Origin of the sequence: Brevibacillus sp. SYP-B805 (genome assembly GCF_011059135.1) — a bacterium.
Lineage (GTDB): Bacteria > Bacillota > Bacilli > Brevibacillales > Brevibacillaceae > Brevibacillus_F.
On sequence record NZ_JAALGD010000004.1, the window covers coordinates 242,641 to 256,686 of the forward strand.

Sequence of the window (14,046 nt, forward strand, 5' to 3'; positions counted from 1 at the left end):
TTATTTTTCCTTCCATTTAAATGAGATGCTATAATCATGGAGAGGTGATCACATGACTCGCCCTACCAACCTAGATGTTTTTGTTTATCTTCGAAAGAGTAGGAAAGATGTTGAAGAAGAACGCAAAGCCCTGGAGAACAACACTCCTTTTGATACTTTGGCCAAGCATAGACGGGAACTACTAGAGCTGATCCGTCGCGAAGGCCATAACGTGATCGGAATTTTTGAGGAAGTTGTGTCCGGCGAGTACCTTTCCGAACGTCCTGAAGCCCAAGAAATGCTTCGGCAGATTGAGGAGGGAATGGTTGAAGGCGTCGTGGTTATGGACCTTGATCGCCTCGGTCGCGGTGACATGATTGATGCCGGTACTATCTTTCGTGCCTTCAAATTTTCTGAGACCTTGATCATCACGCCGACAGAGGTCATCGATTGCAACGCTGAAGGTGCAGAGCTTCTCTTTGGTGTGAAATCAATCATCGCACGTGAGGAATTAAAGCAGATAAATAAACGTCTGCAGGGAGGCCGACGGCGCTCGGCAAAAGACGGAAAATCCATTACACGTAAGCCTCCTTACGGGTATCTTCGTGATCAAAATCTAAAGCTCGTCCCCCATCCGGAAGAGGCTCCAATCGTCCGGAAAATCTTTGAGTTAGTAGCCGGAGGGCATGGCCGTCAAGCTGTCGTGAAGCATTTGGACTCCCTTGGTGTAAAACCACCAGAAGGAGACCTTTGGGAACAATCGACCGTTTCGCACATTATTAAAAATGAGGTTTACTTGGGCCATATCATATGGGGTAAAGAGAAGCACTTTAAACGAAACGGCAAGAGAGTACGAAAGAAGGTGCCTCCAGAATTATGGATCCGTCACGAAAATGCCCATGAAGCTATAGTCAGCCAGGAACTTTTCGATGAAGCGAACACAGCTCTTCGGGGAAGGTGGAGGGCTCCTACGAGGGATGGGGTAGGCTTGTCCAATCCATTGGCGGGGATCATCAAGTGCGGCGTATGTGAGAGAGCCTTGTATATGACTCGAACAGCGGATAGGCCCAATCCACAATTGCGCTGCATTAATCCAAGGTGCCAAAGCATTCAAAAAGGCGTTTTATTGCCCCTCGCTGAACAGCGAGTCCTTCAAGCCCTTGAGATTCTTGCCCGCAAATCATCACTCTCTGAGAAGGAGCTGTCTGCATCGTTACAAGACGAGTCAGACGACGTAGTGGAAACCAAGCAGAGACAAATCGCCCATTTCCAAAAAGAACTTGCAGAGTTGAACTCAATGAGGGAAACGGCGTTCGAGATGCTTGAGAAGAAGGTCTACAGTGAAGAGGTATTCTTACAGAGACATAAAAGCATATCAGATAAAATCAAAGAAGCTGAATCAACCATATCGCGTTTACAAAGTGAAATCGAAGAGGAGTTACACAGGCGGAAGCACCAAAAAACCATTGTTCCTAAAGTCCGTGCTGTCTTGGAAAATTACTACAGCCTAGAAACTCCGGAACAAAAAAACCACCTTCTCAAATCGATCATTGAGAAGGTGATGTTCATCCGAAAAAAAGAGTGGACTAAAAAAGACCAGTTTGAAATTGAGGTTATCCCGAGGTTCCCGATTTAACCGGGATCCATTTTGTATATATCATAAAGATGTGTACTGGTTCACTTCCCCGTAGCCGAACATGTTGCAGCGGTCCAACAGCTCCTTTACCAGCTTGACGCAGCGTTCATTGTCGGAGGTCAGGTTGTCGCCGTCGGAGAAATGAAACGGATAAATGTTGTACTGGGACGGCGGATAGCGGGCATCGATGATCTCCAGGGCTTTCTTGTAAGCGGAGGAGCATATGGTGCCGCCGCTCTCCCCCTTGGAAAAGAAGACCTCCTCCGTCACTTCCTTGGCATCCGTATGGTGGGCGATGAAGACCATCTCCACCTTCTCATACTTCGTCCGCAGAAAACGGAGCATCCAGAAGAAAAAGCTGCGGGCGATATATTTCTCGAAGACGCCCATCGATCCCGACGTATCCATCATGGCGATGATCACCGCGTTGGAATGGGGCTTGACAATCTCTTCCCACGTCTTGAAGCGCAGGTCCTCGTCGTTGATGCCAAGCTCCATGTCGCTGTATCCGGCCAGCGCATTGCGCCGGATGGCGGCGAGCAGGGTGCGCCGTTTGTCGATGTTGCCCATCAATCCTTTTTTGCGGATATCGTTGAAGCGGGTCTCTTCCACGATGATCTGCTGCTCGTCTTTGGGGCTCAGGTTGGGCAGTTCCATCTCGGCAAAGAGCATCTCCTCCAGCTCTTCCACCGTGATTTCCGCCTCGTAGTAATCGACGCCCGGCTGATCGCCGGCACCCGGACCTTTGCCGGGGCCCTGGGCGGGATCGCCGTCTCGGGCCACCACATCGCCCACCTTGCTGTCCCCTGTTCCCTGGCCGGCGTGCCTGCCTTTTTGAAAGTTGAAGCGAAACCGGTATTCATCCAGCGAGCGGATCGGGATTTTGACGACATCCCGCCCGTTCGACAAGATAATATTCTCTTCACTCACCAGATCAGGCAGGTTCTTCCTGATGGCTTCCTTCACCTTTTCCTGGTGGCGTGACTGATCCTGGTGGCCTTTGCGGTGCAGGGACCAATCTTCCTTGGAGACGACGAACGAGGACGAATCTTCCATGCAAACCGCCTCCTCCTCTTTATCTGTTCAACAGGCTGCCGACGTAGCGGAGAAGCTCGTTGGCGCAGATCGGGCAGTATTGGTGCTCCTCGATCAGCCGTTTTGTCACCTCGTTGATTTTTTTCAGTTGATGCTCATCGGGGGTCTTGTTGGACGTGGTGATCTTGACCACATCCTTCAGATCGGCGAACAGTTTCTTCTCGATCGCTTCCCGCAGCCGGTCATGCGTGCTGTAATCGAATCGTTTCCCTTTGCGCGCGTAGGCGGAGATGCGGATCAGTATCTCTTCCCGGAACGCGCGCTTGGCGTTTTCGGAGATGCCGATCTGCTCCTCGATGGAGCGCATCAGCCGCTCATCCGGCTCCATCTCCTCCCCGGTGATCGGATCGCGCATCTTGGTCATGTTGCAGAAGGCTTCCACGTTATCCAGGTAATTGTCCATCATGGTCTTGGCCGATTCTTCATAGCTGTAGACAAATGCTTTCTGCACCTCTTTTTTGGCCAGTTCGTCATATTCCTTGCGGGCGATCGAGATGAAGTTCAGGTAGCGTTCCCGCTGCTCCTTGGTGATCGACGGGTGCTGGTCCAGCCCTTCCTTCAGCGCGCGCAGGATGTCGAGGGCGTTGATACACTCCGTGTCGCGGCGGATCAAGGCGCTGGAGATGCGGTTGATGACATAGCGCGGGTCGATCCCGGACATGCCTTCATCCGGATGCTCGTTGCGCAGCTCTTCCAGATCGGAGCCTTTGAAGCCTTCCACCGTTTCGCCGTTGTAGAGGCGCATCTTCTTCAGGAGATCGGCCCCCTGCTTTTTCGACTCCTTCAACCGGGTCAGGATGGAGAAAATGGCGGCCGCTTTGAGCGCATGGGGAGCGATATGCACATGGCCCAGGTCGGATTGCTTGATCAGCTTGGCATAAATCTTCTCTTCATCCGTCACGCGCAGGTTGTAGGGGATCGGCATCACGATGATCCGGGACTGCAGCGCTTCGTTCTTTTTATTGGCGATAAACGCTTTGTATTCCGCTTCGTTGGTGTGGGCAATGATCAGCTCATCCGCCGATATCAAGGCGAAGCGGCCCGCCTTGAAGTTGCCTTCCTGGGTCAGCGACAGCAGGTGCCAGAGGAATTTTTCGTCGCATTTCAGCATTTCCTGGAATTCCATCAAGCCGCGGTTGGCCTTGTTCAATTCGCCGTCAAAGCGATAGGCGCGCGGATCGGATTCGGAGCCATATTTGGTAATGGTGGAAAAGTCGATGCTTCCGGTCAGATCCGCGATGTCCTGCGACTTCGGGTCGGACGGGCTGAAGGTGCCGATGCCGATCCGCTGGGCTTCCGAGAAAAAGATCCGGCGCACGGGAAAGTCTTCGATCCGCCCGCCGAACTCGGTTTCCAAACGCATCCGGTTGTAGGGGGTCAGTTCCCCTTCGATCTTCACGCCAAGCTCCGCTTCAATCTCCGGCCGCAGTTCACGGGGAATCAGATGGAGCGGCTCTTCATGCATCGGACAGCCGTCCAGGGCATAGACCGCTCCTTCGTCCGTTTTCGAATAATCTTCCAGGCCGCGCTTCAGCATCGTCACGATGGTCGATTTTCCGCCGCTCACCGGACCCATCAACAGCAGGATCCGTTTGCGCACATCCAGCCGGCGCGCCGCAGAGTGAAAATATTCCTCCACCAGCCGCTCAATGGCGCGGTCGAGGCCATAGATCTCCCGGCTGAAAAACGAATAGGAGCGGCTGCCGTCCTCGTTTTCTTCTACGCCGGCACTTTTGATCATGTTATATGCACGGGAATGTGCGGTTTGTGCGATCATGGGGTTTTTGCGCACGAGTTCCAGATATTCCGCAAACGTCCCTCTCCACGCCAGTTTCTCTTCACGGGCCCGGTGCTCTGCAATGCGTCTCAATATGTCCATGCAAGTCACTCCTCCCTTTAGCCCTTCTTTGTCGGCCCAATCATGTAATTTCATGTATATGTCCGCCAGCAACCCCACATTCATTTGAAAACGACACCTTTTCTTATCTTTATGCGGGGAATCCGCGCTTGTTAACCGGCTGGGAACAAAACTTTGCTGGCTTGAAAAAAGGGGAGCCTTGCGGAAGGAGAAGGACGGACGCCGCCGCAAAAAGTTCATCAGAATGCCCCAAACGGCGGGGATGCAATATTTGCAAACGGGGGACGCTACGCTATAATGGGGAGTGTATGTTGGGTACGAAAGGAGTTGTCCAGATGGGGACGTTTATCGTTGCCTTCGTTTTCGCCTCGTTCCTGTTCTTCATCCTCACCGCTGGATACAATGAGGATAAAACCTGGAATCTGTAACAAGGATTTCCCGCAACTCCCGCATGAAAAAGGCAGGCACCTTGGTGGTACCTGCCTTTTTGCATATGGAGTTACGCGAATACGCCGGTCCGGTTGACAATCGCCTGGTACAGCTCTTCCAGGGTTCCGCGCTGATCCACCGGATAGACGGGTTCGCCGCGGTCTTCCAGGTAGTTGGTAACCAGGAAGGTTTTCATGCCCAGCTTGCCCGCTACCATATCCTCCTGCATGTGGTTGCCGACCATGATGCACGCAGTCGGTTCCACGCCCAGCCGGTCGCAAATCTCTTGAAAGTACGCGGGATTGGGCTTGGTGTAGTGCGCCTCTTCATAAACCGTCACCAGCTCGAAATCGTCCGGCGCAAGCTCAATCCATGCCAGGCGGCTGTAGATCGCCTCTTTGGGAAAGACGGGATTGGTCGCCACCGCTACCTGGAATCCCTGCGCCTTGGCGGCCTCCACGATCTTTTTCGCCCACGGAGAGGGGAAGGTGAGATGGGAGAGGGAGGGGAAGACATCGCGGTAAAAGGCTTCAAACACCGGCCAGATTTCTTCCTTGCTCAACCCGCTTGTTTGAAGAAAATGCTCCGTAAACACTTCCTCATTCGTCTTGCCGGGGTCGTCGCTTGCGATCATGGCCTTGGTGGCGTCCCAGATCAGCGTCAGCAATTTCTTCGCGTCGAACCGGTCTCCCACATATTTGCCCAACTCCTGCAAGTATTGGGCGACAAACGGTTCGGTCCGCATCTCCAGCAGCGTGCCGTCCAGGTCAAACAAAATGGTGGTGCGTGTGCTCATCGTTCGATTGCTCCTCTGCTATTGATCTGCCAGCCGCATCGCGCGGGCCTGTCCCACTGAGGGCAGAGAGCAGGCCGGCGGCTTCGTCATGCAGCCTCTCTTCTTTTCCGTCAATTCAATCCGGGAAAACCGATTTGTCTCAGCGCTTCAAATACCACGATGGCCGCACAGTTGGACAGATTGATGGAGCGTGTTGCCCCGCCCATCGGGATCCGGATCACCTGCCCGGGGTACGCATCCGTCATCTCGCGGGGCAGGCCGGTCGTCTCCTTGCCCAGAATGATGTAATCCCCATCCTTGTAGGAGACGTCGGTATAAAGCTTCTCTCCCCAGGTCTCCACAAAGTAGAAGGTTCCCGGCCCGCTGCCGTGCTCGCGGACAAAATGGTCAAAGCTGTCGTAATGATGGATCGTCACGGCATGCCAATAATCCAGTCCGGCCCGTTTCAGATACCGGTCTTCGGTGGAGAAGCCGAGCGGGTGGATCAGGTGCAGATGGGTGCCCGTGGCGGCGCAGGTGCGGGAGATGTTGCCCGTATTGGCCGGGATCAGCGGTTCATGCAAAACAATATGTAGCGGCATCTGACTTGTTCCCTTCGTTCGTTCTCAACCTCTCTATTATACCGCCCCCCCATGATCGCCGCCACCTTGTAACGTGTTGGCCGATAGCTGCATCTAAAGAAAAAACGTATGGAGGGATGGATATGACCGGCCAAGAAAAAATACCCCGATGGCTGCGTCCTGCCTGGTACGGGCTGCTTGCTGCGGCTGCATGGATGTTGGCGGAGGGCATGCGCGATGATTTTAACTTCTTTCCGGCCATGGAAGCCTGGAGCATGATGCTGGGGTATATGGGGTTTTGCCTGATCGCCTGCACGTTGGTGATCGGTCCTGTCAAACAGTGGCTGCCTGCCAGGTGGACGGTCTATCTGCTGGCGCTGAGGCGTGACATCGGCATCATGGGGGGACTGGCGGCGATCCTGCATGTGATCCTGGTCGTGATCCTGTTCGAGGGAGAACCGCAACTGTTTTTTGCCGGTTCTCAGGAGATGATGGCAGGGTGGCTGGGGCTCTTTTTCTGGGATACTCCGGATGGCGGCCTGGAGCCAAACATGAGCATGGTGGGGATCGCCAACTACATGGGAGCGATCGCCATCCTTGGGCTGCTTGCCTTGTTTGCCACCTCATCCGATCGGGCGGAACGGTTCCTCGGAGGCGGAACGTGGAAGCGGCTGCACATGTACAATCCGGCTCTCTTTCTGCTGGTGACGTTTCACGGCCTCATCTATGTCCAATTAATCAAAGGAGAGCCGCATACGTACCGCGACATCCTCTGGATGACCGCCGCCGTGCTCCTCATCCGGATCGCCGCGTATACGACAACGGTGATCAAGCGCACACTCCAACAGAGGAGCCCTGATTGAACGTTGGTCTCTCCGGTTATCTCCCTGCAGCAATGCGAAAAAACGCGTAGCGAATCCGCGGGGTGTAGGCGGTCGAATCCAGGTACTGCCAATAGCGCATGCGGCTGTTGTAGGTATGGGCGTTGACCAGCGGCATGTTGTTGCCGTCCTTGGCCACGACGATCGTGTTGTGCTGCCAGCGGCCGTCGCCGTCAAAGTCATAGCAGATCACATCGCCCGGCTCCAGATAGGAGGGGTGGTTTACCGTCCGGGCGTACATCGGCGCCCTGCCCGATTTCAACAGCAGATAGAGGCTGTTTGCGACCGCCCAGCTGTAGCTCCAGGTCGGCCTAGGGCCGCCTCTGTACCACCAGCCTCTTCCCGGATTGCCCATCCCGATCATCGGAATGCCCCCGGCATGCAGGCATTGGGAGACAAAATTGGTGCAGTCCACGTCAAATTGCTTGTAGGCCGGGTTGTAGGAGTTCCAGTACCTCTCCGCATAGGCGACGGCGAGAGCCCGGTTGTACCCGCTGCCGTAGACGACCTCCTGTACCCCATGATCCGGTTCATCTGTGATCTCCTCCGGTTGGGGCGAAGGCTCTTCCAAGTGATGCTGTTCAAAATACCAGCCCCACGGCCAGAGGAACGCCCACTCATCGCCGTCCCGCTTCATCCGCACGGGCTGCACCCGCTGCTTCTCTTCCAAAAAAGTCTGGTCCCCCTGCACATAATACAGCTGCTGATGCAGCGAGAGGGCTGTTTCCACCTCGTCTTCCCCAAAGGAAGCTACGTACAGCGGGGTGGCTGTCGTTTTGGACTTCAGCGGCTTTGCCTGCCGAAGGCGAAAATGCTCCGCCCCTTCTGCCACCAGCTTGCGGTTGGAATCTTCCAAATAGTCGCGCAGCGCGTCCTGCCACGGTTTTCCCATTGTCCATCCCCCGTGTCACTCGTCTTCATCGCATTATATGACGACACCCGCGCGCAGCATGAGTGAAATTTCCCTTTGGGTCAGCGGATCGCTTTCGCGGACGCCTCGTTCGACAGGCATCCTTCGAGGCGCAGCAATTGTTCCTTGATCCACAATCCTCCCCCGTATCCGACCAGCGCCCCGTTGGAACCGATGACGCGGTGGCAGGGGACGATAATGGGGATGGGATTGCAGTTGTTGGCGCCGCCGATGGCGCGAACCGCTTTGGCCGCTCCGATGGCCAGCGCAATCTCTTTGTAGGAACGGGTTTCTCCGTACGGTATGGCGGTCAGCGCCGTCCAGACCGCTTTTTGAAAAGGGGTTCCGAACATCTCAAGGGGGACGTCAAACGAGCGCCGTCTTCCGGCAAAGTACTCTTCCAACTGCTGTCGGGCCGCCTGATTCATCGCATCGTCACGCACGGGTGTACCGGGCAGCATCTGCTTGCGGCACCACCGCTGCAAGGCGGCCAGCCCGGTCTCATCCGCTTCGAAGCCGATATAGCAAAGTCCCTTTTCCGTAGAAGCCAGCAGCAGATCGCCAATCGGCGACTGCATGGTGCTGTATCCCAACACATTTGCCATTTTTGCGATCCTCCCCCAAACACAGGATGATGTGCCGCATGACCTGCATCACTTCCCATGATAGCCCAACAGGAGCGGCATTGGCTATGTGGAGATCGCGGCTTCTCGGACGAATGCGAGCCCTTTTTCCACCTCAGCCAGGACCTCCGGCGAATTTTCATGCAATTTCGCCTGTTCCAGGGCGGCTTTTGCCTCCTCGCCGCCGATTTTGCCCAGCGCCCAGGCTGCGGTGCCGCGAATGACAGGGCGAGGATCGTGTTCCAGCAGGCGGATCAGCGTGGGGACGGCCGAGCGATCCTTGAAATGAGCCAGCGCGAGGATCGCATTGCGCTGGATCGGTTTCTTGCCCCGCCAGGCTGCCGAAGAGGCGCCGAACTTCTCTTGAAACTCCTTGTTGCCCATCGTCAACAGCGGCAGGAGCAGCGGCTTGGCGATCTCCGGATCCGGGGTGAACTCGGGATGGTGCGGGAAATGCTTCCCTCTGTTCTTCGGACAGACGGTCTGGCAGGTATCGCAGCCGTACAAGCGGTTTCCGATCTTGGCCCTGTATTCATCCGGAATGAAATCTTTTACCTGCGTCAGATAGGCGATGCATTTCTGCGCGTTCAATTGCCCACCCTGCACAAGCGCTCCCGTCGGGCATGCATCCACACACAGATTGCAGTCGCCGCATCCTTCTTCCACCGGGGTGTCGGGGGGAAGCGGCAGGTCGGTGACGAGCTCTCCCAGATAGACCCAGGAGCCGAATTCGGGCGTGATCACCGCGCAGTTTTTGCCAACCCAGCCGATGCCGGCCCGTTCCGCCACGGCCCGGTCAGAGAGGGCTCCCGTATCCACCATGGAGACCACGCGGGCGGCTGGCTCCAGCTGTTGGATGAACCAGGTCAACCTGGTCAGCTTGTCGCGCAGCACGTGATGGTAATCGGTTCCCCAGGCCGCCCGGCACAAAATCCCCCGGTACGCGCCCGGCTCCGATTTGGGCGCCCCCTCCAGCTTGGAGGGATAAGCCAGGGCGATGCTGATGAGCGACCTGGCACCTGCGAGCGAGAGCTGCGGGTCCACCCGCTTCTCGATATCCGGCTCCTCGAACCCCGATTCATACCCTTTTTCCCGGTGCGTCAACAGGCGCTCCTTCAGTTCCACGAACGGGTCCGCCGAAGCGAACCCGATCTTGTCGATCCCGATCTCTCTGGCGTAGTCGATGATCGCCTGCTTCGTCTGTTCCCAGTATGCCTTCTCCGTCACAGCTGTTTGATCGCCCCCGTCGCCAACTCGTCGCAGCGGTTGTTCCATTCGTTGTCCGCATGGCCTTTCACCTTGACGTATTGGACATGATGAATCTCCATCAGCCCGAGCAGTTCCTTCCACAAATCCTGATTTTCCACCGGCTGGTTCTTGCTGTTGCGCCAGCCGTTGCGCATCCAGCTTTTGTACCATCCCTGCTGAAAGCAATTGACCAGATAGGCGCTGTCGCTGTACAGCGTTACCTTGCAGGGCTCTTTCAACACGCGCAGCGCTTCGATGGCCGCTGTCAGTTCCATCCGGTTGTTGGTGGTATTCGCTTCCGCGCCGGACATCTCTTTTTTATGCTGGCCGTACAGCAGGACGGCTCCCCAGCCGCCCGGCCCCGGGTTGCCGGAGCACGCCCCGTCGGTATAGATCGTTACTTCACGCATCGGGAATCTCCCTTCCGTCTTGTTCATCTGTATTGTAGCATACTTCGCGGTTTTTCCCTCGTCCCGCAGGCTGTGCTATAATTTTCCGAGAAAAGGAGTGATGACCCATGGAGATCCGTATCGCGCACACGGTCGGCGAGCGGCTTCCCGGCTTTGCCCTGGGGGTGATCCGCTATGCCGGCGTCTCGTTGGCCGACTCGCCGAAACTGCTGCGGGGCAGGATCAATCTGTTTGTGGAATCGCTGCGCATCGAACGGGACGCAGCCGCCATCACGGAGATTGACGGGGTGCGCGAATGGCGCAGCGCCTTTAAAAAGCTGGGGATCGATCCGTCCCGCTACCGCCCCTCCTCCGAAGCGTTGATCCGGCGCCTGCTTGCGGGCAATCCGTTTTTCTGGATCAATTCGGGGGTCGACGTCAACAACTTCCTGTCCATCTATTACGCCCTGCCGTACGGACTCTATGATGCGGACAAGCTGACCGGGCCGATCACCTGCCGGCTTGGCGGCGCAGAAGACCGGTACGATGCGCTAAACGGGCGCGACGTGCATATGCAGGGCAAGCTGCTTCTGGCCGATCAGCACGGCCCGTTCGGCAGCCCTATCGTCGACTCGGTCCGCACCAGTGTCACGCCGTCCGCCCGCGAGCTGCTGCAGGTCATCTTCTTCCATGAAGCTCTTTCACCGGAGAAGCGGCAGGAGATCCTTGGCTCTTCGGCCCGGATGTTTACGGAGATCAATGGTGGCGAAGCGGTTCAGACGGAGCAGGTTCCTTCCTTGGTCTGAACACGACATGCTCCATGAAAAGCGCAAGGAGCACGCCCAGCAGCAAGCCGTTGCCAAACAGGTAGCTGACGAGCGGATGCAGGTGATGCCAGGCGCTGGCCGGGATAAACATCACCCCGATCCCCGCAAGCAGGGAGCTGCCGACCACCGTGATCGTCCGCTCGTCAAGCGGAAGGCGGGCGAGATCTTTCAGCCCGAAGCCCAGCAGCTGGGTAAAGGAGACAAACATGGCCGCATACGCGACGGGGAGCGGCAGCGCCGCCAGAAACCGGGAGACGTCCGGCAGCAGCGCGATCCCCATCAAGAGGGCCATGGCCAACATAAACGGCAGCCGCGCCGCCATCTTGGTCGTGGAGATCACCGCCGCCGCCAGCGAAAGCGGGATCATGCCCACCACGCCTGACAGACCGGAGAGCAGATGGGAGACGCCGGTAAACAGACCACCGCGGTTGCAGGTTTGCGCCGTTGCCTCATCTCCCACGGCTCGCCCCACCACCACCATGCTGGTGATCAGGTTGGTCAGCAGCACAAAGCCGGTCATCACGCTGGTGAAGAGGATTCCCGCATCAAAGCGCGGCGGCCCCCAAAAGAACAGCTGTGGCAGGACGAATCTCCCCGCAGCGGGATGAATCGGCTCCGTCCACCCCAACAGCGCGTATCCCGCCCAACCGACCAGCATGCCGAGCAGCACGGCGAATCCGGCGATTTGCCGCACGCGCAGAAGAACGAGTACCAGCGCAATCAAGCCGATGGAGAACAGGGCAATGCCGGGCTGCACTTCGCTCGCCTGCCGGTAGCCGATGCCGAGCATCCCTTTTATAAAATTGCTGCACAGGGCGATAGACAAGAGCATCATGTACGTCCCTGTGACGGTTGGTGTAAACAATCGCTGAAACCGCGCGATCCATCCCCCCGCTCCCAACGCGAAAAACAGGAGGCCCGCCGCGATCATCCCTGTCTGCAATGCCTGCCCGATCTCTCCTGGCGCGGTTCCTATACTCATCCCAATCTGGGAGAGGATGAGGAAAATCCCCCACCACAAGCCGGCTGGTCCTTCCATCATCGGATAACGGTGCCCTTTCCACACCTGCAGGAACGAAGCCAGGCCGACGAAAAAAAACGTCTGCTGCATAAAACGGGCCGTCTCCTCCGCGGACAAGCCGTATGCATCACCGATCACCAGCGGCACCGCCACATTGCCCGACACGGTAACGATCACCCACTGCAGCGCAGCCAGCAGGGTGATTCCCCATGGCGGCTTTTCATGCAACCCGTACCCCATCTGTCTACCTCTCCCTTCGTCAGCAGCGGAAAAAAATGCGTTTTCCCGCTTTGTCAGCGAAAAAACGCATTATGTCGCAATCATGCATGATGGTTTTATTGTAGGATACTCCCAGGCAAAAATCAATCTACGATAAGAAAACCCTGGGAATGTCCCAGGGAATCTTCCTATGTAATGGTGCCGGTGAAGGGACTTGAACCCCCACTCCCTCGCGGGAAACGGATTTTGAGTCCGTCGCGTCTGCCAATTCCGCCACACCGGCATTTGGATCTGTGCGATGGAGGAGGCACCCGGATTCGAACCGGGGGATAAGGGTTTTGCAGACCCGTGCCTTACCACTTGGCTATGCCTCCGAAAATAAAATGGAGCGGACGACGGGTCTCGAACCCGCGACCTTCGCCTTGGCAAGGCGACGCTCTACCAATTGAGCTACGTCCGCGTAAAATGGCTGGGGTACTAGGATTCGAACCTAGGAATGACGGAGTCAAAGTCCGTTGCCTTACCGCTTGGCTATACCCCAGTATATGGGGCGATCGATGGGAATCGAACCCACGAATGTCGGAGCCACAATCCGATGCGTTAGCCACTTCGCCACGACCGCCATGTATGGAAAGCTTGTAATGGCAGGGGCAGTAGGAATCGAACCCACACCAAAGGTTTTGGAGACCTCCGTTCTACCGTTAAACTATGCCCCTGCATCATGGTGGCTCGGGACGGAATCGAACCGCCGACACGAGGATTTTCAGTCCTCTGCTCTACCGACTGAGCTACCGAGCCGAAAACGAAAATGGCGGAGCTGACGGGACTCGAACCCGCGACCTCCGGTGTGACAGACCGGCGTGAACTCCAACTTCACCACAGCTCCAGATTTGGTTGCGGGAGCAGGATTTGAACCTGCGACCTTCGGGTTATGAGCCCGACGAGCTACCGGACTGCTCCATCCCGCGACGATCGGATGTCATCTCTTATGGCTGACCATCCTGAGGAAAATGGTGGAGGCTGACGGGATCGAACCGCCGACCCTCTGCTTGTAAGGCAGATGCTCTCCCAGCTGAGCTAAGCCTCCGCAACAACCCGCAAAGCGACGCTGCTTTGCGGAGAATCAATGCTTGAAATGGTGACCCGTAGGGGATTCGAACCCCTGTATGACAGCGTGAAAGGCTGCTGTGTTAAACCACTTCACCAACGGGCCGGATGTATGGCGGATGGAGTGGGATTTGAACCCACGAGACGAGTTATCCCCGTCTACACGATTTCCAATCGTGCTCCTTCGGCCTCTCGGACATCCATCCATGGCTCCTCGGGAGGGACTCGAACCCCCGACCGATCGGTTAACAGCCGATTGCTCTACCGACTGAGCTACCGAGGAATACGTGAAGGCTTGCCCCTTCAAAACTGGATACGCAAGATTCTTGCTGAAGGCTTGTTGTGGATAAGTCCTCGACCGATTAGTATTCGTCAGCTCCACGCGTTGCCGCGCTTCCACACCGAACCTATCAACCTCATCGTCTATGAGGGGTCTTACCAGCTTGACGCTGTGGGAAGTCTCATCTT

The 14,046-nt window shown here is 56.5% G+C and carries 12 protein-coding genes, 13 tRNA genes and 1 rRNA gene; 3 read left to right on the forward strand and 23 right to left on the reverse strand.

Going from position 1 to position 14,046, the window contains the following annotated elements; translation table 11 throughout:
- The first annotated feature begins 52 nt into the window (after positions 1–52).
- Positions 53–1,615 carry a recombinase family protein gene (locus G3578_RS07660; protein WP_165210952.1) on the forward strand — a complete coding sequence of 521 codons (1,563 nt, stop codon included), beginning with the start codon at positions 53–55 and terminating at the stop codon, positions 1,613–1,615.
- Between the two features lie 21 nt (positions 1,616–1,636).
- Here the strand turns inward: G3578_RS07660 and yhbH are convergent, their stop codons facing one another.
- The 4 genes from yhbH to G3578_RS07680 all read right to left on the reverse strand — a co-directional run bounded on the left by yhbH (position 1,637) and on the right by G3578_RS07680 (position 6,374).
- Positions 1,637–2,671 (reverse strand): sporulation protein YhbH, encoded by a 1,035-nt coding sequence (gene yhbH / locus G3578_RS07665; protein WP_165210955.1) that lies wholly within the window; start codon positions 2,669–2,671, stop codon positions 1,637–1,639.
- 19 nt (positions 2,672–2,690) lie between these two features.
- Positions 2,691–4,589: a PrkA family serine protein kinase gene (locus G3578_RS07670; RefSeq protein ID WP_165210958.1), complete on the reverse strand. Its 1,899-nt coding sequence runs from the start codon at positions 4,587–4,589 to the stop codon at positions 2,691–2,693.
- A gap of 478 nt (positions 4,590–5,067) precedes the next feature.
- A complete protein-coding gene (locus G3578_RS07675; RefSeq protein WP_165210961.1) occupies positions 5,068–5,793 on the reverse strand; it encodes an HAD family hydrolase in 726 nt (241 codons plus the stop codon).
- Positions 5,794–5,903: 110 nt separating this feature from the next.
- The gene (locus G3578_RS07680) at positions 5,904–6,374 is read right to left on the reverse strand and encodes a tRNA (cytidine(34)-2'-O)-methyltransferase (RefSeq protein WP_165210964.1); all 471 of its coding nucleotides are present in this window, start codon (positions 6,372–6,374) and stop codon (positions 5,904–5,906) included.
- 122 nt (positions 6,375–6,496) lie between these two features.
- On the opposite strand from G3578_RS07680, the gene G3578_RS07685 reads away from it, so the two are divergent.
- Positions 6,497–7,216 carry a ferric reductase-like transmembrane domain-containing protein gene (locus G3578_RS07685; RefSeq protein WP_165210967.1) on the forward strand — a complete coding sequence of 240 codons (720 nt, stop codon included), beginning with the start codon at positions 6,497–6,499 and terminating at the stop codon, positions 7,214–7,216.
- A 16-nt stretch (positions 7,217–7,232) separates the two neighbouring features.
- Here the strand turns inward: G3578_RS07685 and G3578_RS07690 are convergent, their stop codons facing one another.
- From G3578_RS07690 to rnhA, 4 genes are all read right to left on the reverse strand, one after another.
- A complete protein-coding gene (locus tag G3578_RS07690) occupies positions 7,233–8,126 on the reverse strand; it encodes an amidase domain-containing protein (protein ID WP_165210970.1) in 894 nt (297 codons plus the stop codon).
- An 80-nt stretch (positions 8,127–8,206) separates the two neighbouring features.
- Positions 8,207–8,749: a methylated-DNA--[protein]-cysteine S-methyltransferase gene (locus G3578_RS07695; protein ID WP_165210973.1), complete on the reverse strand. Its 543-nt coding sequence runs from the start codon at positions 8,747–8,749 to the stop codon at positions 8,207–8,209.
- 84 nt (positions 8,750–8,833) lie between these two features.
- Entirely contained in the window at positions 8,834–9,994 is a 1,161-nt protein-coding gene (gene queG, locus G3578_RS07700; RefSeq protein ID WP_165211042.1) for a tRNA epoxyqueuosine(34) reductase QueG, read from the reverse strand.
- Positions 9,991–10,425: a ribonuclease HI gene (gene rnhA, locus G3578_RS07705; protein WP_165210976.1), complete on the reverse strand. Its 435-nt coding sequence runs from the start codon at positions 10,423–10,425 to the stop codon at positions 9,991–9,993. Before rnhA ends, queG begins: the two co-directional genes overlap by 4 nt.
- A gap of 107 nt (positions 10,426–10,532) precedes the next feature.
- Between rnhA and G3578_RS07710 the strand changes: the two genes are divergently transcribed.
- A complete protein-coding gene (locus G3578_RS07710) occupies positions 10,533–11,210 on the forward strand; it encodes a B3/B4 domain-containing protein (protein WP_165210979.1) in 678 nt (225 codons plus the stop codon).
- Here the strand turns inward: G3578_RS07710 and G3578_RS07715 are convergent.
- The 15 genes from G3578_RS07715 to G3578_RS07785 form a co-directional block, all read right to left on the reverse strand.
- Complete coding sequence (locus tag G3578_RS07715) at positions 11,161–12,492, reverse strand: purine/pyrimidine permease (protein ID WP_165210982.1); 1,332 nt, start codon at positions 12,490–12,492, stop codon at positions 11,161–11,163. The genes G3578_RS07710 and G3578_RS07715 overlap by 50 nt on opposite strands.
- 175 nt (positions 12,493–12,667) lie before the next feature.
- A tRNA-Leu gene (locus G3578_RS07720) sits at positions 12,668–12,754 on the reverse strand.
- A 16-nt stretch (positions 12,755–12,770) separates the two neighbouring features.
- Positions 12,771–12,845 (reverse strand) — tRNA-Cys (locus G3578_RS07725).
- Between the two features lie 10 nt (positions 12,846–12,855).
- Positions 12,856–12,931, reverse strand: a tRNA-Gly gene (locus tag G3578_RS07730).
- Positions 12,932–12,937: 6 nt separating this feature from the next.
- A tRNA-Gln gene (locus G3578_RS07735) sits at positions 12,938–13,012 on the reverse strand.
- Between the two features lie 5 nt (positions 13,013–13,017).
- Positions 13,018–13,093, reverse strand: a tRNA-His gene (locus tag G3578_RS07740).
- 20 nt (positions 13,094–13,113) lie between these two features.
- Positions 13,114–13,187: transfer RNA gene (locus G3578_RS07745), tRNA-Trp, on the reverse strand.
- Between the two features lie 6 nt (positions 13,188–13,193).
- Positions 13,194–13,269: transfer RNA gene (locus G3578_RS07750), tRNA-Phe, on the reverse strand.
- A gap of 11 nt (positions 13,270–13,280) precedes the next feature.
- Positions 13,281–13,357: transfer RNA gene (locus tag G3578_RS07755), tRNA-Asp, on the reverse strand.
- A 5-nt stretch (positions 13,358–13,362) separates the two neighbouring features.
- Positions 13,363–13,439: transfer RNA gene (locus G3578_RS07760), tRNA-Met, on the reverse strand.
- Positions 13,440–13,482: 43 nt separating this feature from the next.
- A tRNA-Val gene (locus G3578_RS07765) sits at positions 13,483–13,558 on the reverse strand.
- Positions 13,559–13,607: 49 nt separating this feature from the next.
- Positions 13,608–13,684 (reverse strand) — tRNA-Glu (locus tag G3578_RS07770).
- Between the two features lie 7 nt (positions 13,685–13,691).
- Positions 13,692–13,784, reverse strand: a tRNA-Ser gene (locus G3578_RS07775).
- Between the two features lies 1 nt (position 13,785).
- Positions 13,786–13,861: transfer RNA gene (locus tag G3578_RS07780), tRNA-Asn, on the reverse strand.
- A 59-nt stretch (positions 13,862–13,920) separates the two neighbouring features.
- Positions 13,921–14,046, reverse strand: a 23S ribosomal RNA gene (locus G3578_RS07785); the annotation flags it as partial.

Bases quoted from the DNA above. Each gene is read 5' to 3' on its own strand.
- G3578_RS07660 (WP_165210952.1), top strand. From the start codon at position 53: ATGACTCGCCCTACCAACCTAGATGTTTTTGTTTATCTTCGAAAGAGT.
- yhbH (WP_165210955.1), bottom strand. From the start codon at position 2,671: ATGGAAGATTCGTCCTCGTTCGTCGTCTCCAAGGAAGATTGGTCCCTG.
- G3578_RS07670 (WP_165210958.1), bottom strand. From the start codon at position 4,589: ATGGACATATTGAGACGCATTGCAGAGCACCGGGCCCGTGAAGAGAAA.
- G3578_RS07675 (WP_165210961.1), bottom strand. From the start codon at position 5,793: ATGAGCACACGCACCACCATTTTGTTTGACCTGGACGGCACGCTGCTG.
- G3578_RS07680 (WP_165210964.1), bottom strand. From the start codon at position 6,374: ATGCCGCTACATATTGTTTTGCATGAACCGCTGATCCCGGCCAATACG.
- G3578_RS07685 (WP_165210967.1), top strand. From the start codon at position 6,497: ATGACCGGCCAAGAAAAAATACCCCGATGGCTGCGTCCTGCCTGGTAC.
- G3578_RS07690 (WP_165210970.1), bottom strand. From the start codon at position 8,126: ATGGGAAAACCGTGGCAGGACGCGCTGCGCGACTATTTGGAAGATTCC.
- G3578_RS07695 (WP_165210973.1), bottom strand. From the start codon at position 8,749: ATGGCAAATGTGTTGGGATACAGCACCATGCAGTCGCCGATTGGCGAT.
- rnhA (WP_165210976.1), bottom strand. From the start codon at position 10,425: ATGCGTGAAGTAACGATCTATACCGACGGGGCGTGCTCCGGCAACCCG.
- G3578_RS07710 (WP_165210979.1), top strand. From the start codon at position 10,533: ATGGAGATCCGTATCGCGCACACGGTCGGCGAGCGGCTTCCCGGCTTT.
- G3578_RS07715 (WP_165210982.1), bottom strand. From the start codon at position 12,492: ATGGGGTACGGGTTGCATGAAAAGCCGCCATGGGGAATCACCCTGCTG.